The 21,917-nt window shown below is 70.9% G+C and carries 20 protein-coding genes and 1 other RNA gene; 11 read left to right on the forward strand and 10 right to left on the reverse strand.

Annotation, left to right across the window (positions count from 1 at the left end):
- Positions 1–300 precede the first annotated feature (300 nt).
- Positions 301–704, reverse strand: an RNA gene (rnpB, locus tag BJ964_RS17285) — RNase P RNA component class A.
- A 199-nt stretch (positions 705–903) separates the two neighbouring features.
- Between rnpB and BJ964_RS17290 the strand changes: the two genes are divergently transcribed.
- On the forward strand, positions 904–1,671 hold the full coding sequence (locus BJ964_RS17290; RefSeq protein WP_183226106.1) for a sulfite exporter TauE/SafE family protein: 768 nt from the start codon (positions 904–906) through the stop codon (positions 1,669–1,671).
- Positions 1,672–1,800: 129 nt separating this feature from the next.
- On the opposite strand, the gene BJ964_RS17295 is transcribed toward BJ964_RS17290, so the two are convergent.
- Entirely contained in the window at positions 1,801–2,199 is a 399-nt protein-coding gene (locus tag BJ964_RS17295; RefSeq protein ID WP_188121618.1) for a toll/interleukin-1 receptor domain-containing protein, read from the reverse strand.
- Positions 2,200–2,404: 205 nt separating this feature from the next.
- Between BJ964_RS17295 and BJ964_RS17300 the strand changes: the two genes are divergently transcribed.
- From BJ964_RS17300 to BJ964_RS17315, 4 genes are all read left to right on the forward strand, one after another.
- On the forward strand, positions 2,405–3,463 hold the full coding sequence (locus BJ964_RS17300) for a type I glyceraldehyde-3-phosphate dehydrogenase (protein ID WP_188121619.1): 1,059 nt from the start codon (positions 2,405–2,407) through the stop codon (positions 3,461–3,463).
- A 9-nt stretch (positions 3,464–3,472) separates the two neighbouring features.
- Positions 3,473–4,372, forward strand: a complete 900-nt coding sequence (locus BJ964_RS17305) for a serine/threonine dehydratase (protein WP_188121620.1) — start codon at positions 3,473–3,475, stop codon at positions 4,370–4,372.
- A 101-nt stretch (positions 4,373–4,473) separates the two neighbouring features.
- Entirely contained in the window at positions 4,474–5,082 is a 609-nt protein-coding gene (locus BJ964_RS17310; RefSeq protein ID WP_188121621.1) for a GTP cyclohydrolase II, read from the forward strand.
- 42 nt (positions 5,083–5,124) lie between these two features.
- Positions 5,125–5,706 (forward strand): M15 family metallopeptidase, encoded by a 582-nt coding sequence (locus BJ964_RS17315; RefSeq protein WP_188121622.1) that lies wholly within the window; start codon positions 5,125–5,127, stop codon positions 5,704–5,706.
- A 15-nt stretch (positions 5,707–5,721) separates the two neighbouring features.
- Here BJ964_RS17315 and BJ964_RS17320 read toward each other — a convergent pair whose 3' ends face one another.
- Positions 5,722–6,519, reverse strand: a complete 798-nt coding sequence (locus BJ964_RS17320; protein WP_188121623.1) for a class I SAM-dependent methyltransferase — start codon at positions 6,517–6,519, stop codon at positions 5,722–5,724.
- Between the two features lie 102 nt (positions 6,520–6,621).
- Between BJ964_RS17320 and BJ964_RS17325 the strand changes: the two genes are divergently transcribed.
- On the forward strand, positions 6,622–7,647 hold the full coding sequence (locus BJ964_RS17325; protein WP_188121624.1) for an aspartate-semialdehyde dehydrogenase: 1,026 nt from the start codon (positions 6,622–6,624) through the stop codon (positions 7,645–7,647).
- Between the two features lie 131 nt (positions 7,648–7,778).
- A complete protein-coding gene (locus BJ964_RS17330; RefSeq protein WP_188121625.1) occupies positions 7,779–7,982 on the forward strand; it encodes a hypothetical protein in 204 nt (67 codons plus the stop codon).
- A 566-nt stretch (positions 7,983–8,548) separates the two neighbouring features.
- On the opposite strand, the gene BJ964_RS49525 is transcribed toward BJ964_RS17330, so the two are convergent.
- A complete protein-coding gene (locus BJ964_RS49525; RefSeq protein WP_407650845.1) occupies positions 8,549–10,369 on the reverse strand; it encodes a pentapeptide repeat-containing protein in 1,821 nt (606 codons plus the stop codon).
- A gap of 1,314 nt (positions 10,370–11,683) precedes the next feature.
- Between BJ964_RS49525 and BJ964_RS17340 the strand changes: the two genes are divergently transcribed.
- On the forward strand, positions 11,684–13,186 hold the full coding sequence (locus BJ964_RS17340; protein WP_188121626.1) for an RNB domain-containing ribonuclease: 1,503 nt from the start codon (positions 11,684–11,686) through the stop codon (positions 13,184–13,186).
- Positions 13,187–13,279: 93 nt separating this feature from the next.
- Here the strand turns inward: BJ964_RS17340 and panB are convergent, their stop codons facing one another.
- Both panB and BJ964_RS17350 read right to left on the reverse strand, forming a co-directional pair.
- Positions 13,280–14,110 carry a 3-methyl-2-oxobutanoate hydroxymethyltransferase gene (gene panB, locus BJ964_RS17345; protein WP_188121627.1) on the reverse strand — a complete coding sequence of 277 codons (831 nt, stop codon included), beginning with the start codon at positions 14,108–14,110 and terminating at the stop codon, positions 13,280–13,282.
- A gap of 61 nt (positions 14,111–14,171) precedes the next feature.
- Positions 14,172–15,914, reverse strand: a complete 1,743-nt coding sequence (locus tag BJ964_RS17350; RefSeq protein ID WP_188121628.1) for an NAD+ synthase — start codon at positions 15,912–15,914, stop codon at positions 14,172–14,174.
- Positions 15,915–16,026: 112 nt separating this feature from the next.
- On the opposite strand from BJ964_RS17350, the gene BJ964_RS17355 reads away from it, so the two are divergent.
- On the forward strand, positions 16,027–17,379 hold the full coding sequence (locus BJ964_RS17355) for a glutamine synthetase family protein (protein WP_188121629.1): 1,353 nt from the start codon (positions 16,027–16,029) through the stop codon (positions 17,377–17,379).
- A 200-nt stretch (positions 17,380–17,579) separates the two neighbouring features.
- On the opposite strand, the gene BJ964_RS17360 is transcribed toward BJ964_RS17355, so the two are convergent.
- Together BJ964_RS17360 and BJ964_RS17365 are read right to left on the reverse strand one after the other, a co-directional pair.
- Entirely contained in the window at positions 17,580–18,311 is a 732-nt protein-coding gene (locus BJ964_RS17360; RefSeq protein WP_188121630.1) for a hypothetical protein, read from the reverse strand.
- Complete coding sequence (locus tag BJ964_RS17365; protein ID WP_188121631.1) at positions 18,308–18,943, reverse strand: RNA polymerase sigma factor; 636 nt, start codon at positions 18,941–18,943, stop codon at positions 18,308–18,310. Before BJ964_RS17365 ends, BJ964_RS17360 begins: the two co-directional genes overlap by 4 nt.
- 167 nt (positions 18,944–19,110) lie before the next feature.
- On the opposite strand from BJ964_RS17365, the gene BJ964_RS17370 reads away from it, so the two are divergent.
- Entirely contained in the window at positions 19,111–19,536 is a 426-nt protein-coding gene (locus BJ964_RS17370) for a DUF350 domain-containing protein (protein WP_188121632.1), read from the forward strand.
- A 1-nt stretch (position 19,537) separates the two neighbouring features.
- Here the strand turns inward: BJ964_RS17370 and BJ964_RS17375 are convergent, their stop codons facing one another.
- Complete coding sequence (locus BJ964_RS17375) at positions 19,538–20,689, reverse strand: low temperature requirement protein A (protein WP_188121633.1); 1,152 nt, start codon at positions 20,687–20,689, stop codon at positions 19,538–19,540.
- A gap of 58 nt (positions 20,690–20,747) precedes the next feature.
- Here BJ964_RS17375 and BJ964_RS17380 point away from each other — a divergent pair, with 58 nt between their 5' ends.
- Positions 20,748–21,464, forward strand: coding sequence for a helix-turn-helix transcriptional regulator (locus BJ964_RS17380; protein WP_203832535.1), 717 nt, complete (start codon positions 20,748–20,750; stop codon positions 21,462–21,464).
- On the opposite strand, the gene BJ964_RS17385 is transcribed toward BJ964_RS17380, so the two are convergent.
- Positions 21,445–21,813 carry a VOC family protein gene (locus BJ964_RS17385; protein WP_188121635.1) on the reverse strand — a complete coding sequence of 123 codons (369 nt, stop codon included), beginning with the start codon at positions 21,811–21,813 and terminating at the stop codon, positions 21,445–21,447. The two genes, BJ964_RS17380 and BJ964_RS17385, sit on opposite strands and share 20 nt — an antisense overlap.
- Positions 21,814–21,917 lie beyond the last annotated feature (104 nt).

The raw sequence follows: 21,917 nt of genomic DNA on the forward strand, positions 1-21,917 counted from the left end.
GGGCGTCCTCACCGGACGGGATGGCTCCCAGGATGACGGAAACGCCATTCAGTCACAGGAAGTGAAGGTTCTGGGTTGGTCCGGGGTCACCGGATGACCCCTCGGGTAGGGGAGTGCCGGGGCGTCTCTGGGGCGTTTGACGGCGACCCGCGTCGCCCGATGTCGACCAACAGCCCGATCAGCTCACTGGCGTGTACAAGAACATGACGCGCGGCGTCGTCGCACTCGTCTTCCGGGCGCATGTTGTCGGCGGCCCGGCCGGCGGCCGGGCGCGCCACCCCGGAGGGACCTTGAGGGCGGCGGACGAGTCGGCCTGTACGCCGGATTCTGTGGCCGGTGACCCTGGGGTCGCCGGTGGCGGCCATCCATCTAGGCCTGCCGTTGCCGGCAGGCTCGAGCAGCCTACCCGCAGGCTCGGGCGAGCAGCCCTCGAACGCCTGCGCCGGCCACCGCCTTGCGGCAGTGGCCTTGCTTGGCCTTGCTCCGGGTGGGGTTTACCGAGCCACCCCGGTCACCCGGGGTGCTGGTGAGCTCTTACCTCACCGTTTCACCCTTACCCTCCCCGAAGGGAGGGCGGTCTGTTTTCTGTGGCACTTTCCCGCGGGTCGCCCCGGGTTGCCGTTAACAACCACCCTGCTCTGCGGAGTCCGGACGTTCCTCGGCGACGCCCCTGCGGGCGCCGACGCGGCCGCCCAGCCGACTCGTCCGTCGCGCCGCAATCTTACGTCCCGGTCCGGTCACGGCCGGATCGGGGCGTCCGCGGATCAAGAGCATCGGGCCGGGGCGCCGGCGGATCGGGGCGTCCGGATCAAGAGCATCGGGCCGGGTGCCGGCGGATCGGGGTGTCCGCGGTGCAAGATCACCGGGCCGGGTGGGTGGGAAGCACGTAGATTCACTCCCACCATGGATTTCACGCACATTTTGCTTCTCGCCGCGGCCGGCGTCGCGGCCGGGGCGGTGAACGCGATCGCCGGTGGTGGGTCGCTGATCACCTTTCCGAGCCTGATCGCGACCGGGCTGCCGACGGTGGACGCGAATGTCACCAACTCGGTCTCGGTCTTTCCGGGGTACGTGTCGAGCGTCGTGGGCAGCCGGGCCGACCTGGCCGGACAGGGGCGGCGGGTGCGGGCCGCGCTGCCGGCCGCGGTCCTCGGATCGGCCGCCGGGTGTGCGCTGCTGCTGCTCACGCCGGCGCGGGCGTTCGAGATCGTGGTGCCGTTCCTGGTGCTGGGGGCGGCGGCGACGCTGGCGTTCCAGGAGCGGCTGCGCGGGCTGGTCGGGCATCCGCGGGCGATGTCACCGCGGCGGGCCGCGGTCACCTTACCGACCGTGGTGTTCGCCGGTGCTGTCTACGGTGGGTATTTCGGCGCCGCGCTCGGGGTGATGTATGTGGCGGTGCTGGCGCTGATCCTCGACGAGTCGCTGAAGCGGATCAACGCGCTGAAGAACGTGTTGTCGGCGACGGTCGGGTTCGTGACGCTGGTGGTGTTCGCCGCGTTCGCGGACGTGGACTGGGGTGCGGTGGCGATTCTGGCGCCGGCCGCGATCGTCGGGGGTTACGTTGGGGCGCGGCTCGCACGGCGTCTGCCGCAGCGGGTGCTGAAATACGTCATCGTCACGTTCGGTACGACGGTGGGCCTCATTCTGCTCTACCGTGCCGTCACCGGCTGACCGTCGGTCACAGCCAACGCCTGGACCGGGGGCCTTCGTCGACCGGGGGCGGTGGAGAGGCGTCCAGGATCGCGCGGGATGGGTGCTTCGGCCGTACAAAATGGGGGTTGGAAAGAGGGTGACCGGAAATCACCAGCCGGCGGCGCGCGGGAACTGATGGCGGCGGATGCCGCCGGCCAGGTTGAGCAGCAGCTCCAGAGCGTCCTCCTCGTCGAGGCCGTGCAGGCTGCGGCAGGGGAGGGCGCGTAGCGCGCGAGGGAGTTCGGCGGCGTCGAGTCGCAGAACGATCAGCCGGCCGACGATCGCCGGCGCCCGCAGCAGGGTGGCCCAGTCGGCGGTGGTGGCCCGGTGTTCGGCGGAGATCAGCAGGAGTACCGGGTCGGTGCCGCCGAGGCCGCCGGCGAGGCGGCGCACGAAGCCGGGGCCGGCCGGGTCGAGGTGGACGTCGTGGCCGGCGGCGCGCAGTTCCAGAGCGATCCACTGTGCCCAGGGTTCGTCGGCGACGGCGTGGGAGACGAATACGGGCACGCCCCCAGAATGCCGGACCGGGGTCCACAGTGCTGGCCGTGGTTCGACGTCGATCGTTGGAGGGGTGTGAGAATGTCGTCCGTTGACGTGCAACTTGCACAACTCATAGTGTCGAAGCCGTGACTGCGGGTGGATCCTGGGGGAAACAGGTGAGCCTGGTCACGGGGGAAATCCTGGCAAAGCATCCGAAATCGAGGAGCGCTCGATGACTGTCGCGATCGGGATCAATGGGCTCGGGCGGATCGGCCGAAGTGTCACCCGGATCGTGGCTTCCGCCTCGAACCCGGGCGTGCAGATCGCCGCGGTCAACGACGTCGCGTCGACCGACAAACTGGCCTACGGGCTGCGCCGGGACAGTGTCCGCGGCGCCTTTCCGGGGACGGTGACCGCGAGCGGGGACTACCTCGTGGTGAACGACCACGCCATTCGGGCATTCCACCACGAGCGTCCCGAGCGGATTCCCTGGGCGGAGGAGGGCGTCGACGTGGTCATCGAGGCCACCGGCCGGTTCCGCGCCGGTTCGGCGGCCCGTTTTCACATCACCCACGGTGGCGCCCGCAAGGTGGTGATCAGCGCCTCCGCCGACGACCCGGACGCGTTCCTGGTGGTCGGCGCGAACCACAAGAGCTACGACCCGGCACTGCACGACGTCGTCTCCCCGGCCTCGTGCGGGGTGAACGCGCTCACCGTGATGGCGAAGGTGCTGCTCGACCGGTTCGGGCTGCGGTCGGTGAACACGTCGGTGATGCTGGCCGCCCAGAGCTGGCAGCGGGTGCAGGACTCGCTGGTCGGCACGTCCCGGGAGGATCCGCGGCTGGGCCGGGCCGCCGGCGAGAGCATCATCCCGCACAACTATGTGGTCGGTGACCTGGTCCGGGTGGCGCTGCCGGAGATCGGCGAGATGCGGTACAGCTACTACTGCGTACCCACTCCGATCGGGTCGCTCGCCGAGCTGTCCGGGCAGACCGACCGGCCGGTGACCGCCGACGAGGTCAACCGGGCGATGGCCGAGGCGGCGGCCGGGCCGCTGCGCGGCATCCTGGCGTACGACCCGGACCCGACCGTGTCGATCGACGTGAAGAACAATCCGGCGTCCTGCCTGTTCGATCCCTCCGGCACGCAGACCACCGCGGACGGCGGGGTGAAGGTGCGCGGCTGGTTCGACAACGAGTGGGGCTTCTCCAACCGGTTGCTGGATCTGGCGAGGCTGGTGGGCGACCGTTTACCGGTTCCGTCCAGCCGGGTGACGTGGAGCGTCGCCTAGGCTTTCCTCGTGATCGATCTGTCTGACGTGCGGGCCGCGGCGAAACGCGTCGAGGGCCGGGTCCGGCGCACCCCGGTGCTCGCGGCCGGGCCGGACCTCTGGTTCAAGCTGGAGTTCCTCCAGCACGCCGGGTCGTTCAAGACCCGGGGCATGTTCAACCGGATCGTCGATCCGCCGGCGGCCGGGATCGTCGCGGCCTCCGGCGGCAACGCGGGCCTCGCCGCCGCCTGGGCGGCCCGCGAGCTCGGCGTCGCGGCCGAGGTGTTCGTGCCGGTCACCGCCCCGGCGGTCAAGGTGGCGAAGCTCGGCAAGCTGGGCGCGCGGGTGGTCCAGGAGGGCGGGGAGTACGCGGAGGCGTACGCCGCGGCGACGATCCGTGCCGGGGAGACCGGCGCCCTGTTCTGCCACGCCTATGACGGTCCGGAGATGGTGGCCGGGAACGGAACCATCGCGTTGGAGCTGCTGTCGCAGGTGCCGGACGGGTTCGACACCGTGCTGGTGGCGGTGGGCGGCGGTGGCCTGATCGGCGGGCTTCGTGCCGCTCTTTCGCGAGATATCCGGATCGTCGGGGTGGAGCCGGTCACCTCGTGTGCCTTCCACGCCGCGCAGCAGGCCGGCCACCCGGTGGACGTGCCGGTCTCGGGCGTGGCGGCGGACTCGCTGGGCGCCCGGCGAATCGGGGATGTCGGGTTCGCCCTGGCACGTGACGCGACCTCCGTGCTGGTCGGGGACGACGCCATCATCGACGCCCGCCGGAGACTGTGGGACGACTACCGGATCGTGGTCGAGCACGGCACCGCCGCCGCGTACGCCGCCCTGCTCACCAAGGCATATCAGCCGGAACCGGGCGAGCGCGTGGTGGTGCTGCTCTGCGGGGCCAACACCGATCCGGCCGATCTGGCCACCTGATCGGCCCTGTGATCCGCGACCCACAGGCAAGCATGGTCACCTCATGAACCGGCGCGTACGGTCGATCCGTACTTGAAGTGTCAAGTGCACAGGGAGAGGGCATGCCGGTTCGTACGCGCGTCACCGTTCCGCTGGAGTTCCCCGACGGGTACCGCACCACCGCCGAGGTGATCACCTTCACCGGTCTAGCCGACGGGAAGGAGCACCTCGCGCTCGCCCTCGGCGACATCGCGGAGTCCGGGGTGCCGCTCGTCCGCATGCACTCCGAGTGCATGACCGGGGACGTTTTCGGCTCGCAGCGCTGCGACTGCGGCCCACAGCTGCGGGAGGCCGTGGAACAGATCGCCGAGACCGGCGGCTACCTGCTCTACCTGCGCCAGGAGGGCCGCGGCATCGGGCTGTACGCGAAACTCGACGCGTACGCCCTCCAAGACCTCGGGATGGACACGTACGAGGCGAACCGGGCACTCGGCCACGGCGACGACGAGCGGGACTACACCGCCGCCGCGCAGATGCTCCAGGCACTCGGCGCGCCCGCCGTCGACCTGCTCACCAACAACCCGGACAAGTCCCGCCAACTGCGGGAACTCGGTGTCGAGGTGCGGGCGGTCCGGCGTACCGGGGTGCACGCCTCCCCGGTGAACGTCCGCTACCTCCAGGCGAAGGTGACGCACACCCAGCACACGATCGATCTGGCCCCGGCGTCCTGAGGTTTTCCCTCAGTTTTCCCCGGGCCCGCCGAACCAGGGAACGTGGGAATCGAGGGATTGAACTCGCGCATCGCGGAGATCCAGAGCCGGATCATCGCCTTGCAGACTCAGCAGACGGCGACCACGTCGGCGAGGGCCACGTCCGCCCAGGGCACCTTCGCCAGCCACCTCCAGGGCGCGATGGCGTCCACCGCACCGACCGGCCAGGCCTACAAACTCAACAGCAAGGGCATTCCGGAAGATCTTGCCGCGTACGGGAACGGCCAGATCCCGGAGACCGCCCTGGGCCGGGTCGGCAACACCGGGCACAAGCTCTGGGCCCCGGCGGCCGAGGCGCTGAACGGCATGATCGAGGACGCCCGCCGGGACGGTGTGGAGATCGGCATCACCGACTCCTACCGCCCCTACGCCGAGCAGGTCGACCTGGCCCAGCGTAAGGGCCTCTACTCGCAGGGTGGTCTGGCGGCCAAGCCCGGCACCAGCGAACACGGCTGGGGCATGGCCACCGACCTGGACCTCAACGCCAAGGCGCTCTCCTGGATGCGGAAGAACGCCGGCAACTACGGCTTCGTGGAGAACGTGGCACGGGAGTCGTGGCACTGGGCGTACCGTCCCCGTACCTGATCTCAGGCGCGGTTTTCAGGCGCGACAGATGATCTCGCCGTGCGGGATGATCAGCCACCCGTCCGGATCGCCGGCCCACTGCCGCCAGCCGGCGGAGATCCGTTCCAGATCGGCCTCGGTGGCCGCCCCGGTGCGCAGCGCCGTGGCGGCCATCTCCGACTTCAGCACCCGCTCCTCCCACATGCCGCCCCACCACTGCCGGTCCTCGTCGTCGGCGAAGCACCACACGCTCGCTGTCGCCGTGACGTCGGTGAACCCGGCCGCCCGCGCCCAGGACAGCAGCCGCCGCCCGGCGTCCGGCTCGCCGCCGTTGCCGCGGGCCACCCGCTGATAGAGGTCCAGCCACTCGTCCAGCTCGGGCACCAGCGGGAACCAGGTGAAGGCCGCGTAGTCGCTGTCCCGGGCCGCGACCACGCCACCCGGCCTGGTCACCCGGCGCATCTCACGCAGCGCCTGAACCGGGTCGGCCACGTGCTGGAGCACCTGGTGGGCGTGCACCACGTCGAAGCTGTCGTCCGGGAAGTCCAGGGCGTGCACGTCGCCGACGGCGAAGTCGACGTTAGCCAGACCGCGCCGCGCGATCTCGGCGCGGGCCAGGCCCAGCGCCTCGCCGGTCTGTTCGAGGGCGGTCACCCGGCCGGGCGCCACCAGCTCCGCCAGCTCGGCCGAGATGGTGCCCGGGCCGCATCCGACGTCCAACAGGGAAATTCCGGAGGAAAGATGCGGCAGCAGGTACGCCGCCGAATTCTCTGCGGTGCGCCAGCGGTGCGAGCGCAAGACCGACTCGTGGTGTCCATGGGTGTAGGTCGCCATGGACCTCACGCTAGGCCTGTCGTCCGATAATGTGGGACAGTCATCCCATATATTGAGCAATGGGATTTTAAGATCAGCAGTTCAGAACGTATTTTGGTGGCCATGAGGATCGGTATCGTCGGTGCGACGGGGCAGGTCGGTGGCGTCATGCGCCGCATCCTGGCCGAGCGCCAGTTCCCTTTGACCCAGCTCCGGCTTTTCGCCTCCGCGCGCAGCGCGGGCCGCACGATTCCGTGGGGCGACGGCGAGGTGACCGTCGAGGACACCGCCACGGCCGACTATTCCGGCCTCGACATCGTGCTCTTCTCCGCAGGCAAGGGCGGCTCGAAGGAGTTCGCGCCGCGCTTCGCCGAGGCCGGCGCGGTCATCGTCGACAACTCGTCGGCGTACCGGATGGATCCGGACGTCCCGCTCGTCGTCGCCGAGGTCAACCCGGATGCCGCCCGCGTCCGCCCGAAGGGCATCATCGCCAACCCCAACTGCACCACCATGGCGGCCATGCCGGTGCTGCGGCCGCTGCACGACGAAGCCGGGCTGGTGTCCTTCATCGCCACCACGTACCAGGCGGTCGGCGGCGCCGGCCTCGCCGGTGTGGCCGAGCTCGACGAGCAGATCAAGAAGGTCGCCGACCGGGCCACCGAGCTCACCCACGACGGCTCGGCGGTCGAGTTCCCCGAGTCCAAGGTCTTCCCGAAGCCGATCGCGTTCAACGTGATCCCGCAGGCCGGCTCGTTCGTCGACGACGGCAGCTTCGAGACCGACGAGGAGCAGAAGCTCCGCAACGAGAGCCGCAAGATCCTCGACCTGCCCGAGCTGCTGGTCTCCGGCACCTGCGTGCGCGTACCCGTCTTCACCGGGCACTCCATCCAGGTGAACGCCCGGTTCGCGCGGCCGCTCGGCGTCGCCCGCGCCCGGGAGATCCTGGCCACCGCGGCCGGAGTCGAGCTGTCCGACGTACCCACCCCGCTCCAGGCGGCCGGTCGCGATCCGTCCTACGTGGGCCGTTTCCGGGTCGACCCCACCGCGGAGAACGGGCTGTCGTTCTTCATCTCCAACGACAACCTGCGCAAGGGCGCCGCGCTCAACGCCGTCCAGATCGCCGAGCTGGTCGCCGCCGAGCTTCGCTGACGACCCGCTTTCTCGAACCACACCGCCCCGGCCGAACCCTCGGCCGGGGCGGTCTTTCTTCCACAATGGAAATCCGGGACATTTTGCCCGAATCGGTAGCGCTTGGCCGGTTTAAGCGGCACAGTGATGGAATGAACAGTGGGCTGGGCGGATCAGGCTACTTCTGGTGCCTCCGCGACCACCGGGTGGAGAGCGGCGACGACGTGTGCCCCGCTCAATACCGGCTCGGTCCCTACGCCACGGCTGACGAAGCGACGCGGGCACTCGAGACGGTCGAGAAGCGCAATGCCGAGTGGGATGCCGAGGACGCCCGCTGGACAGGGGAAACCAGCTGACGTCAAGCGCCGTACCGCGCGGCTGCAGTCATTCCGCAAGGAGGAACACCTCGATGCCCGCTGCCAAAAAAAAGGCCTCAAACCCCAAACCCCCATCCGGTACGGGCAATCGCACAGCCACCGGCACCACCCGATCCACGACGGCACCCGGGTCCGCCGCGGCCGCGGGTTCTGCCCGGGCGGCGAAGAGCCCGGCCGGGACCGCGGCTGCCGTGGGCAAGGAGTCCGGTCGGGCGGTCGCGGCGATCAAGACCGCGTCGGGGCCGGTGGTTACGGCTCGCGCCACGATCAAGACCTCAGACGCTCAGCCGGCCGCCGCGGCGGGAAAGACGCCGGGGGCGAAGAGCGCGGCGTCCGGCGCCCGGAACACTGGCACGGCCAAGGCGCGTGCGACGAAGAACGCCGGCGGGGGCAAGACGGTGGTGGCCAAGATTCCCGGCGTGGGGAAGACGCCCGGAGTTGAGGGCGTCGGCGTGGCGAAGACGGTCGCGGTCAAACTTGCCGACGCGGCGAAGGCGGACAAGGGCGCCGGCGCGAGGAAAGTGGTTGCGGCCAAGGGAGCCGGCTCAGGGAAGACGTCGGGGGCCGGTGAAGTGAAAGCCGTTGCCGGTGGCCGGGGATCCGGCGAAGAGGCTGCGGGCCGTGCGACGGTTTCCCCGCGGGCGGGCTCCGCTACGGCGGCCGCGCAGCGTGCGGCCGGGGTGACGGTTCCGATCCGCGCGGCGGGCGACAGTGGTGGACGGGGCCGTCCGACGGGTACGCGGCGGGTCGCCGCCGCCCTGGGCAACTTCCCGAAGAACCAGGTGACCGTTTCCACGGGGAAGGGCGACGACCGGGACGGGGAATACCCGGAGGACCCGGCACGTGGCCAAGGCGACCTGCCGGTCGATGAGGTGCCGTTCGTCGGCAACTGGTTCCGGCCGGACACCGGCCCCGCCCAGCCCGCACGGGACTCCGACCAGTGGGGCGCCGACCGCCCCGACCTGGAGGCACTCGGCACCCAGACCAGACCGGGCCGAACCGAACCCAGCTCTACACGAACCGGACCTGGCACCGAACCCGGCAGCGAGATCAGCTCCGGGCGAACCGGACCTGGCACCGAATCCGGCAGCGAGGTCGGCTCCGGGCGAACCGGACCGGGCATCGAACCCGGCAGCGAGGTCGGCTCCGCACGAAACGGATTCGGCAACGAGGACGACTCCGACGATGCGGCCGGGGGTGCCGCGGGCAGCGGCTTCGCCGGACCCACCGATCCGATCGGGGCCGGCTGGGTCTCCAGACTCGCCCGGCTCTCCGGCGCGGACGTTCGAGAGCATGTCCCCGCTCACCGGGCCGATGACGAGTTTCAGGACCGGGACGACGACGCACTCACCCCGGCGGCGGGCGCCGCCTCCGAACTCGCTGAGGTGACGGACCGCCCGGTCAGCGAGCCGCCAACCGGGGCAGGCGCCAAGTCGGCTGCGGCCAAGCCGGCTGAACGTAAGGCGGCTGGGGCCAGGACGGCAGTCGCTAAGACGGCAGCCGCTAAGACGGCAGCCGCTAAGACGGCAGCCGCTAAGACGGCAGCCGCTAAGACGACAGCCGCTAAGACGACAGGCAAGAGCAGTCCCGCCAAAGGCGCTGCCGTCGGCAAGGCGACCGCTGCCAAGACCGCGGGTGCGACGGTGATGGGGAAGGCGACCGGAGCCAAGCCGGTCGCTGGGAAGAAGGCGAGTGCCGGCACTTCGCGAGCAGCGGGTGCGGCCGAGGCCGGGATGACGAGGACCGGCGCCGCGACGGCAGCCGCCCCGAAGAAGACTGTCGCCAAGACGGCGGCCAAGTCCGTCGGTAAGAAGGCGGTTGGAACAGCCAAGACGACCGGTGCCAAGGCTGCGGGGACAGCGACGGCCAAGAAGGTCGGCGCGGCGAAGGCCACTCCGGCCAGGGGCGGAGCGGCCTTCGAGGCGACTGCGGCAAAGGCTGCCAAGGCCACGAAGAAGGCCGCAGCCGTCAAGGCCACCCCCGCCAAGACGGCACCGGCCAAGGCGACCGCAGCGAAGACCGCGGCCAAGAAATCCACAGTGGCGAAGTCGGCCGCCACGAAATCCACAGCGGCCAAGACCGCAGGCGCCAAAGCTACCGGAGCCAAGGCCGGAGGTACGAAGGCCACTGCAGCAAAGGCCACCGCGGCGAAGGCCGGTGCGAAGGCCCCAGCGCCCAAGGCTGCTGCGAAGGCCACCGCGGTGAAGGCGGTTGGCGCCAGGGCGACCGCGGCGAAGGCTGCTGCGAAGGCCCCTGCGGCGAAGGCTGCTGCGAAGGCCACTACGGCCAGGGCCGCCGGTGCTAAGGCCACAGCGGTGAAAGCTGGTGCTAAAGCCACTGTGGCGAAGGCCATTGGGACGAAACAGGCCGTGACCAGGACCGCTGGAGCGAAAGCCAGCGGGTCCAAGGCAGCGGGCACCAGGACGGCGGCAGGAACTAAGGCCAGCGGGACGAGGGCAACTGGGGCGAAGGCCGCTCCGGCCAAGTCGACGGCAGTCAAGTCAACAGCGGTCAAGTCGACGGCGGTCAAGTCAACAGCGGTCAAGCCGAGGGCAGTCAAGTCGACGGCGGTCAAGTCAACAGCGGTCAAGCCGAGGGCAGTCAAGTCAACAGCGGTCAAGCCGAGGGCAGTCAAGTCAACAGCGGTCAAGTCGACGGCGGTCAAGTCGACGGCGGTCAAGTCGACGGCAGTCAAGTCAACGGCGGTCAAGTCGACGGCAGCTAAATCAGCGGCCGCCAAGTCGACGGCGGCCAAAACGACTGCGACCAAAGCCGCTGCGGGCAGGGCGGCTGGGTCTACGGGCACCAAGGCGTCGGCTACCAAGGCCGCCGCCAAGACGACGGCGGGCAGGGCGGCCAAGGCAACCGGGGTGAAGGCCACGGCGGGCAGGGCGGCCAAGGCAACCGGGGTGAAGGCTACGGCGGGCAGGGCGGCCAAAGCTACCGCGGTGAAGGCCACGGCGGGCAAAGCCGGTGGCACAGCTGGTTCCGGGAGGTCGGCGGCGGCCAGGACCGCGGCCGCGAAGGTGTCGGCGGGCGGAGTGGGGACGGCTCGGACAGCCGGTACCCGGGCCGCCGCCGGGAAGACAGCGGGAGGATCCTCCACCCGGGCAGGGGCGGCTTCGGCCGGGGGAGCGGTGACGGCGGGTCGCTCCGCCGGTGCGAAGGCCACGACTACGAAGGCTGCCAAGAGGATCAACGAAGCGGGTACGACCGGAGCGGGTCGAGCTACCGGGAACGCGGCCAAGGCGACGCGGATGTCCCGTACTTCCGGGGCCAACTCGGTGGCGGACGGCGCCCCAGGTGGCGGCCGGAGTGCTCGCAACACGGCCAAGGCCGTACCGGCGACAGCCTCGCGAGCGGGCACCCGCCGCCGGTGAGCGAAACGCGGGTCACGCCGATCGGCGTGACCCGCGTCATTTCAGCAATCCATAAGGCGGGAACCTCGGCCGTTCATTCATGGGCGGGTAGTTGAACCCTTCCCTTGTGTCCGCGCCCTGGTCGGTCCGCTGCCGGGGGACAGACGGCTGCGCCGGGGTGGGGTGGGCTGTCGTGGGGTGGGCGGATCCAGGGATCTCCGGCGTGGGATGGGCAGGGCGGGGGTATGGGCTTGGCGGGGCTTCGTCGCGGGGGAGCGGTGGAGCCGGGCTTGAGGATCGCCGGCCTGATAGGAATGTCGCGTGCCGATCAAAGTGGTGGTGGCTCCGCAGATCGACTTCTCGGGGCTGCGGCGGGAGCTGGGGTTGCCGGGCGGGTTCCCGGCGGCTGTGCTGTCCGAGGCTGAGGAGAGCGCGCGGGTCACACCGCTGCCGGGGGTGGATCGGACCGGGGTGGAGTTCGTGACTCTTGATCCGGCCTCCTCCCTGGATCTTGATCAGGCGGTTCATCTGAGCCGGCGGGCCGGGGGCGGCTATCGGGTGCGGTATGCGATCGCCGATGTGGCGGCGTATGTGCGGTCCGGTGGGGTGCTGGAGGCGGAGAGCTGGGCTCGGGGGCAGACCGTCTATCTGCCGGACGGGCGGATTCCGCTGCATCCGCCGGTGCTCAGCGAGGGCGCGGTGAGCCTGCTGCCGGAGGGGGAGCGGGCGGCCGTGGTCTGGACGATCGACCTGGACGGTGACGGGGAGACGGTCGCGGTCGAGGTGGAGCGGGCCCGGGTTCGCAGCCGCGCCAAACTGGACTATGTGACGGTGCAGCGGCAGATCGGCGCGGGCACCGTGCCCGAGCCGCTGGCGTTGCTGCCGGAGATCGGCACCCTGCTGGCCCGGCGGGCCGCTGAGCGGGGTGCGGTGAATCTGCCGCTGCCCTCGCAGGAGGTGGAGCGGGACGGCGACGGCTGGCGGCTGGTGCTGCGGGCGCCGCTGCCGGTCGAGGAGCACAACGCGCAGATCTCGCTGCTCACCGGTATGGCCGCGGCCCGGATCATGCTGGCCGGCGGGATCGGGCTGCTGCGTACCATGCCGGCGCCGAAACCGGAGGCCGTGCGGACGTTGCGGGCCGCCGCCGGGCCGCTCGGCGTGACGTGGCCGGCCGGCGCCTCGGTGGGTGAGGTGGTCGCGTCGGTGGACCCGTCCGGCCCGCGCGGGGCCGCCTTCCTGGACCAGGCCGCCGACCTGCTGCGCGGCGCCGCCTACACCGCCTTCGGAGCTGACACGCCGTCGGCGCCCGGCAGCGGAGCCGGCGCGCGCCCCGAAGCCGGGGACGGTGGGTCGCGGGGTGGCCAGGGAGGAGCGGGTGTGCCCGCGGAGACCGGGCACGGCGGGGTGGGCGCGCCGTATGCGCATGTCACGGCGCCGTTGCGGCGGCTCGCGGATCGGTATGCCACGGAGATCTGTCTCGCGCTGTACGCCGGAAGGACTGTCCCGGACTGGGCGATGGAGGCTCTGCCCCGGCTGCCGAAGGCGATGTCGTCCACGGACCGGGTCGCCTCGGCGGCCGACCGGGGCGCGATCGATCTGGCCGAGGCGGTTCTGCTGGAGGGGCGGGTCGGCGAGGTCTTCGAGGCTGCGGTGCTGGACCGGGACGAGCCGTCCGGCAAGCGCCCGGCCGGTGGCACGATCGCGCTGGACGATCCGGCGGTCCGGGCCAAGTGCCTGGGTGATCTGCCGCTCGGCAGCCGGATCGACGTGCGGCTCACCGCGGCCGACCCGGCGTCCCGCACGATCCGTTTCGAGCGCGCGTGACAGGACGGGTTCCGCGACCGGGAAGGCGGGCGTGACAGGACGGGGCCCGCGGCCGGAAACGCGCGCGGACCCCGTACCGGAAATGGGTTTGATCTAGAAGGTGTGCTCCACGGCCGGGAACTCGCCGCCGCGGACCTCGGCGGCGAATTGTCGCGTGGCCTCGGTGAGGGCGCCGGCCAGGTCGGCGTAGCGTTTGACGAAGCGCGGCGCCTTGCCGGTGCGGAGGCCGGCCATGTCCTGCCAGACCAGCACCTGGGCGTCGGTGTCGGGGCCGGCGCCGATGCCGACCGTGGGGATCGGGAGTTCCTTGGTGACCTGCTTGGCGACGTCGCCGGGGACCATCTCCAGGACCACGGCGAAGGCGCCCGCGTCGGTGACCGCGCGGGCGTCGGCGAGGACCTCGGCGCCCTCGTTCTCCCGGCCCTGGACGCGGTAGCCGCCGATGGCGTGCTCGCGTTGCGGGGTGAAGCCGATGTGCGCCATCACCGGGATGCCGGCGCCGGTGATCGCCTCGATCTGCGGGGCCATCCGGCGGCCGCCCTCGAGCTTGACGGCGTGGCAGCCGCCCTCCTTCATGAACCGGACGGCGGTGCGCAGGGCCTGGGTGGGGCCCTCCTCGTAGCTGCCGAACGGCAGGTCGCCGACGATCAGGGCGGTCTTGGTGGCCCGGACGACGGCGCGGACCAGCGGCAACAGCTCGTCGATGGTGACCGGGACGGTGGTTTCGTACCCGAAGACGTTGTTGGCCGCCGAGTCACCGACGAGCAGGACCGGTACGCCGGACTGGTCGAAGATCTGTGCGGTGTACATGTCGTAGGACGTGAGCATCGGCCAGCGGTCGCCGCGGACCTTGGCGTTGAGCAGGTCGCGGGTGCGGACCCGGCGGGTGGGCGGGCCGCCGTACAGGGTCGGAATCTCCGACATCGTTCAACTCCTCCCTCGAGGCCGCGTGGATGCGGTCCCCGGGTCCGCACATCCTCGCACTTCAGCTGCCCTCGCGAAACAGGTTGGTAATAGGTAGGCGACGATCACGGCCGAACGCCTTTCCGGAGATCTTGGTGCCGGGGGCGGACTGGCGCCGTTTGTACTCCGCGAGGTCGATCATGCGGAGTGTCCGGTCGACCAGGGCCGGGTCGTTGCCGGCCGCGATCAGCTCGTCGCGGCCCAGGTCGCGGTCCACGTACCCTTTGATGATCGGATCGAGGATCTCGTAGTCGGGCAGCGAGTCGGAGTCCTTCTGGCCGGGGCGCAGCTCGGCGCTCGGCGCCTTGGTGATCGAGTTCTCCGGGATCGGGGGCGTGCCGGGCTGGGTGTTCCGCCATCGTGCGAGCTGCCACACCATGGTCTTCGGCACATCCTTGAGCGGATTGAACCCGCCGACCGAATCGCCGTAGAGGGTCGAGTAGCCGACCGCCAGTTCGCTCTTGTTCCCGGTGGTCAGGACCAGGTGGCCCTCCTGGTTGGAGAGCGCCATCAGGATCACGCCGCGGACCCGGGCCTGGAGGTTCTCCACCGCGAGGCCGGAGAGCGACATGTTCGCCAGGAAGCCGTCGACCATCGCCTGGATGGGCTCGGTGCGGTAGTCGAGGCCGGTGCGCTTGGCGAGGTCAGCGGCGTCGTCGCGGGAATGGTCCGACGAGTAGCCGCTGGGCAGTGAGACGCCGACCACCCGCTCCGGGCCGAGGGCGTCGACGGCGATGGCGGCGACCACCGCGGAGTCGATGCCGCCGGAGAGGCCGAGGATCACCGAGCGGAAGCGGTTCTTGTCGACGTAGTCGCGCAGGCCCAGGACCAGGGCGGACCAGATCTCGGCCGCGTCCTCGATCCGGCCGGCGATGCCGCCGCTGCGACGTTGGTGCGGAATGTCCGTCTTGAGGGCGACCTCCCGGCGGCCGATCCGCATCCCGTCGCCGTGCTCCGGGGCCGGCGGCCCATCGGCCGCCCGCGGAAGGTCCAGGTCGTGGACCAACAGCTCCTCGACGAACTGACCGGTACGGGCGAGCAGCTCCCCCTCCGCGGACACGATCATCGAGTCGCCGTCGAAGACCAGCTCGTCCTGCCCGCCGACCATGTTCACGAACGCGACCGTGGCGCCCGCCTCGACCGCCCGCCGCTGGACCAGCGCGAGCCGGACGTCGTCCTTGTTCAGCTCGTACGGCGAGGCGTTGATGTTGACGACCAGCCCGACGGCGGCCCGCCGTGCCGCGGTGAACGGCCCGCCGGCCTGCCAGATGTCCTCGCAGACGGTGAGCGCCACGTCCACCCCGCCGAGCCGGACCACGGTGAGCGTGTCGCCGGGTTCGAAATACCGGTCCTCGTCGAAGACGCCGTAGTTGGGCAGGTGGTGCTTGTAGTAGGTGGCCACCACCTCGCCGCGGTGCAGCAGCGCGGACGCGTCCCGCCGGCCCACGCCGGGCTCGGCGTCGGAGCTGATCGCGGCCGGGCCGTCGGCGTCCACGTAGCCGACCACGACGGCCACCTCGCCCAGCCCGTCGGCGGCGAGGTCGGCGGCCAGCGATCGCAGCGCCCGCCGGGAGGCCTCCACGAACGAGTTCCGGAAGACCAGGTCCTCGATGGGGTAGCCGGTCAGCATCATCTCCGGGAACGCCACCAGGTGCGCGCCGGCGCCGGCCGCCTCCCGTGTCCAGCGGCGCACCGCGGCCGCGTTTCCGGAGATGTCACCGACTGTCGAGTTCACCTGAGCGAGGGCGATGCGCAGCGTGGGCATGCCCTCATTCTTCCCTCCGAACCGGTGAATCGATCCTGACCCGGGCCGACGTCACAGGGCGCGCGCAGCGTAGTCTCACCTCGATAGGTAGACATCCGGACGAGGGGTGGCAGTGGACCGACAGCAGGAGTTCGTGCTTCGCACGCTCGAGGAGCGCGACATCCGTTTCGTCCGGCTCTGGTTCACCGATGTGCTGGGCACGCTGAAGAGCGTGTCGGTGGCTCCGGCCGAGCTCGAGTCCGCCTTCGAGGAGGGCATCGGCATCGACGGCTCGGCGATCGAGGGCTTCGCCCGGGTCTACGAGTCCGACATGATCGCCATGCCGGACCCCACCACGTTCCAGGTCTTCCCGTTCGAGGGCGGCTCCAGCGGCGAGAGCGCCCGGATGTTCTGCGACATCCTCATGCCGGACGGCAGCGCCGCCTGGGCCGACCCGCGCCACGTGCTGCGCCGCGCCCTGGCCAAGGCCGCCGAGAAGGGCTTCACCTTCTACACCCACCCCGAGGTCGAGTTCTTCCTGATCCAGGACGGGGCGAACGACGGCTCGGTGCCGATCCCGGTGGACAGCGGCGGCTACTTCGACCACACCACCCACGCGGTGGCCCGCGACTTCCGCCGCCAGGCCGTGCTGGCCCTGGAGCGGATCGGCATCTCGGTCGAGTTCAGCCACCACGAGGTCGCGCCCGGCCAGCAGGAGATCGATCTCCGGTACGCGGACGCGCTCACCACGGCCGACAACATCATGACGTTCCGGCACGTGGTCAAGGAGGTGGCGCTGTCGCAGGGCGTCAAGGCCACCTTCATGCCGAAGCCGTACACCGATCAGCCCGGCTCCGGCATGCACACCCACCTGTCGCTGATGGAGGGCGAGCGCAACGCCTTCTTCGACAGCGAGGACCCGCAGCGGCTGTCCAAGACGGCGCGCGCGTTCATCGCCGGTCTGCTGGTGCACGCCCGGGAGTACACCGCCATCACCAACCAGTGGGTGAACTCCTACAAGCGGCTCTTCCCGCTCCAGCTGCCGGACCGGATCACCGAGTCCCCGGCGTTCGTGAGCTGGGGTCACCTGAACCGGTCGGCGCTGGTCCGGGTGCCGGCGTTCGGCAAGCCCAGCTCGGCCCGGGTCGAGGTGCGGTCGATCGACTCCGCCGCGAACCCGTACCTGGCCTTCGCGGTCATGCTCGGCGCCGGCCTCAAGGGCATCGAGGAGGGGTATGAGCTGCCCCCCGGCGCCGAGGACGACGTCTGGTCGCTGTCGCCGGCCGAGCGCAAGGCCGCCGGGTACGACGCCCTTCCGGAGAACCTGTCCGAGGCGATCGAGGTGATGGCCGGCTCCGAGCTGGTCGCCGAGGTGCTCGGCGAGCACGTCTTCGACTTCTTTTTGCGTAACAAGCGCCAGGAGTGGGAGCAGTTCCGCCGCGAGGTCACGCCGTACGAGCGTCAGCGGTACCTGGGCGCCCTCTGAGCGTAGGAACGAGAGAAGGGCCGGGAGTGTGCGCTCCCGGCCCTTCTCTGTAGGCGCCAGACGGTGGCGGTGTCCGAGCCGCCGCCGTCTGACTGGTGCAGCCGCCGGGCGCAGGGTGGGGGCGACCCATAACCGGCAACTGACCTATAAGGCACCCGGTGGACCGCCCGTTCCCCAGATCCGGTCCACCGGGTGCCGGCTCATTCGCGGCGTGGCTCCATGCCGCCGCCCTCCATGCCGCCGCGCATCCTCGGCCGGCTCGGCGGCCTCCGGTCGCCCTCCCACGTGGGGCGGGCGCTGACCGAGCCGCTGGGCCGGATGCCGCAGAACCCCTCCACCCGGGCACGGTCCTTCTCGCCGGCCTGCCGGACCAGTTCGCGGAAGCGCTCGTCGTCCAGCGCGCGGCGGCGGTTCTCCCGGTCGCGGCCGGTGAACTCGCGGCAGAGGTCGGCGACCCGGTCCGGGCCGGCGCTCGGCGAACCGGACGACCGGGGGTGGGCCGACGCCGACGGCGTGTACGGCGTGGGCGGCGTGTACGGCGTGTACGGCGACGCCTTCGGCTCGGGCGCCACACTCGGCGAGACGGATGCCATCGGGGCGCTGACCGGGCCGGGAAGGGCGCCGTTGTTCGCGGCCAGGGCGACCCCGCCGACCGTCGCGGTCGTCGCGAACGCGGCCGCCGCCACCTTGACGGTGAGCAGCTTCGACAACGTCGACCAGAAGACCGGGAACCTGCGGGCGCGCCCGGCGGGGGACGCGGTGGCCACCCGGAACGCCGCCACGGCGGCGGCCTCACCGGCCAGCTCCCGGGCGGTGGCCGGGGCCTTCGCGGCGGCCAGCACCCGGTCCAGGGGCAGCCCGGTCCGGTCGCCGCGCAGCAGGCTCTCCGCGGTCGTCCGGTCCATCGGGGTCCACTCCTCGTCGCTGGTCATCTCATCTCCTTCAGCGCCGGGGCTGCCGAAGTCGTCACAGCGGGTTTCCGGGAGGGGGATCGGGGTGGTTCGGGTGGGTGTCGTGGGTCCCGCTGGGCGAGCTTGGCGGCGAGCTGGCGCAGCCCCCGGTACGCGGCGGTCCGGACCGCCCCGGCCCGGCGCCCGAGGATCTGGCCGGTGCTCGTGGCGTCCAGCCCGACGACCACCCGCAGCATCACCGCCTCGGCCATCTCCGGCGGCAGCGACGCGATCAGGGCCACCGCGTCGTCGGTGGTGACCAGCTCCAGGGCCCGGTCGGCGGTGTCGTCGCCGGCGCTCATCTCGGCCAGGAACTCGACCGGGACACTGGCCTGCGGCCGGCGTCGCTGGGCCCGCAGCAGATCCATGGCCCGGTGCCGGGCGATCGTCGCGGTCCAGCCCCGGAACCCGTCCCAGTCGCCGGAGAACTTCCGCAGGTCCCGGGCGATCTGCAACCACGACTCGGAGGCGACGTCCTCGGCGTCGTCGCCGACCAGCACCCGGAGGTAGCGCACCAGCGCCGGTTGCTGGGCCCGGTAGAGCCGGCGGAACGCCTCTTCGTCACCGGCCTGCGCCGCGGAGACGACGGCGTCGAGGTCTTCCGATGCCACCATCCAAAGACCTCCGAGCCTCTCGTCGGCCACACCCCGGCATGCGGCCTCCTCTGGTACAGCGCCCCCTGACCGAAAAACGTCACCACCATGATCGATTCGGCCGGTCGACGTGGTAGATCGGCTCCGATACGGTCTGGGTCGACGATTACGGGACAAGGGAGTTTGCCGTGCTGGAGGAACTGCTCGAGGGTGCTGGGCGCAGCATAGTGTTCGGGCTCATCGGCATCGGGTTGATGGCGGTCGGGTTCGTGTTGATCGATGTGCTCACGCCGGGCAAGCTGCGCGACCTGATCTGGGTGGAGAAGAACCCGAACGCCGCGCTGCTGCTGGCCTCGAATCAGCTCGGCATCGCCGCCATCGTCTTCACCTCGATCTTCACCACCTGGGACTCGTTCGGTGAGGGGCTGGCCTCGACCGCGCTGTTCGGCCTGGTCGGCATCGGCATCATGGGCCTGGCCTTCCTGGTGCTGGACTGGCTGACCCCGGGCAAGCTGGGCGAGGTCATCTGCACCCAGGAGAAGCACCCGGGGGCGCTGGTCAGCGCCGCGTCGCACTTCGGCGCCGCGGTCATCGTCTGCGCCTGCATCGCCTGACCTAGCCCGCGTTCCGGCCGAAGTCACCGATGGCTTCGGTCATGCCCAGACGACGGATCCGGGGCAGATCCTCCGCGATCGCCCCGGCCGCCATGATCAGCGGGATCGCGGCCAGCTGCGCCATCGCGACCAGATGGCCGAGCGGTGTCACCGCGAGCACCAGCGCGGCCCCGGCCACCCGGTGCCACACCCCGGACAGCCGCAGCAGCCGCAGGAAGGCGGCGTGCCCCAGCAGGTAGAGGGCCACGCCGCCGCTCAGCGCGAAGGCCGGCCCCCAGTGCAGCGGCTCGAACGCGTGCCCCACCGTCTTCTTGATGCCGACCGCCGTGACCACGATGCCGAGCAGCATCGGCACGTGCCCGTAGCCCCAGGCGTTCAGTGCCAGCCGGGCCCGGCGCAGCGGGTCGGACATGCCGGCCAGCACGTGCTCGGCCCGCTTGTCGTCGCCCGCGAAGTAGCACCACCACAGGTAGTAGGCGATGCCCAGGGCGAGGACCGCGACCAGGATCGCGCCACCGTCCAGGTGCACCTCCCGGAAGCCCAGCCCGATCGCGATGATCGACTCACCGATCGCGATGATCATGACGAGGCTGTGGCGTTCGGCGAAGTGGCCCGCGGAGATCGAGTGCATCTCGGCCGGATGCACGTAACCCGCCGTGATCTGCACCAGCGGCGCGGCGATCCAGCACAGGTGCCGCCACGGCTCCGGCAGCAGACCACCGGCCAGCACCAGGGCGGCGGCCAGCAGGTTGAGCGGGCCGAGCGTGCGCATCATCCGGACCGCCGCCGGGCCCGCTTGCAGGAACAGTACCGAGTGGACCACGTTCACCAGCAGGTAGCTGACCCCGAAGATCCAGCCGTACGCCCCGAACGCCTCCGGGATGGCCAGCGCCATCACCAGGAACCCGGCCATCCCGGCGAGCAGCAGGGTGCGCCGGGTGGTGGTGGTCGGCGCCACCGCGTTGGTGAGCCAGGCATATCCCGAGTACATCCACCAGACGACGGTCAGGATCAGGGTGGCGTCGATCAGGCCGCGCGGCGACAGATCGTGGGCGAGCGCGTCGGCGAGCTGGGTGACGGTGAAGACGAAGACCAGATCGAAGAACAACTCCAGTGTGGACACACGGATGCCGGCGGACTCGCTCGTCGTCATGCCCGGGGAGCCTAGGCGAGAACCGTTTCTGTCGTACCCCCGCTCTAGCGTGCGAGGGGTGAACCGAACGGATCGGCTGTACGCGCTCGTCGAGGAGCTGCGGGCGGTGGCGCCCCGCCCGCGCAGCGCCCGCTGGCTGGCGGAGCGCTTCGAGGTGAGCGTGCGCACGGTGGAGCGCGACATCTCGGCCCTCCAGCAGTCCGGCACCCCGGTCTACGCCGAGACCGGCCGCACCGGGGGCTACTGCCTGGACCGCTCGCACACGCTGCCCCCGGTCAACCTGACTCCGGAGGAGGCGGTCGCCATGGCCCTCGCCCTGCGCTCGATGGGCGGGACGCCGTTCCGGCAGCCCGCCGCGAGCGCGCTGCGCAAACTGGTCGCCGCCATGCGCCCGGAGGACGTGGCTGCCGCGCGCGCCCTGGCCGGGCGGATCCACCTGGCCGGCGACCCGCCACCGTCCCCGGTGCCACGGCTGGCCGGCCGGGCCGTCGGCGTGGACCGGGTGCTCCGGATCGGCTATTCCGACCGTCACGGCGCCGTGACCGAGCGGGAGGTGGAGCCGCTCGGTTACGCGGGCATCGGCGACCGCTGGTATCTGATCGCCTGGTGCCGGCTGCGGGACGCGGTGCGGGTGTTCCGGCCGGACCGGATCACCACGGCGACACCGACCCGGGAGGTGGTGCGGCACCGGCCGCTCAGCGAGACCGGCCTGGACATCCCGCACCACCTGTCCCCGTTCAGCCTGACCGGCGATCTCAGCCCGCGGGCGGGGTGAAGATCTGGAACTGGTTGCCCGACGGGTCGAGCAGGTGGGCGAGGGTCAGCCCGTCCGCCGTGGTGCGCTTGACCAGCACCTTGCCGCCGGCCGCCTCGGCCTGCCGGCAGGTGGCCTCGGTGTCGGCCACCACCACCGAGAAGACCGCGTGGTTCGGGCCCCGGCCCTCGGTGTTCGCGAGTCCGCCCTGGAGGCCGCCCTCACCCGGCGTGGTGATGATCCGGTAGGCGGCGCCGGCCGTCTCGTCGTCGGCGAACGCCCATCCGAACAGCTCGCCGTAGAACCGCTCGGCCGCCTCCGGTTGGTCGGTGCCGATCTGGAACCAGCCGATCTGGTTGACCGCTGTCATGGTTTTCTCCCTCGGAACTCGTTGTCGGAACCAGGGACCACTCTGGTGGAGCGTCACGACAGCGTCCTGTCGGTGTTTCCGCGGGCGGCAACGGTTAGCCTCGA

It is taken from the genome of Actinoplanes lobatus (assembly GCF_014205215.1).
GTDB classification, from domain to species: Bacteria; Actinomycetota; Actinomycetes; order Mycobacteriales; family Micromonosporaceae; genus Actinoplanes; species Actinoplanes lobatus.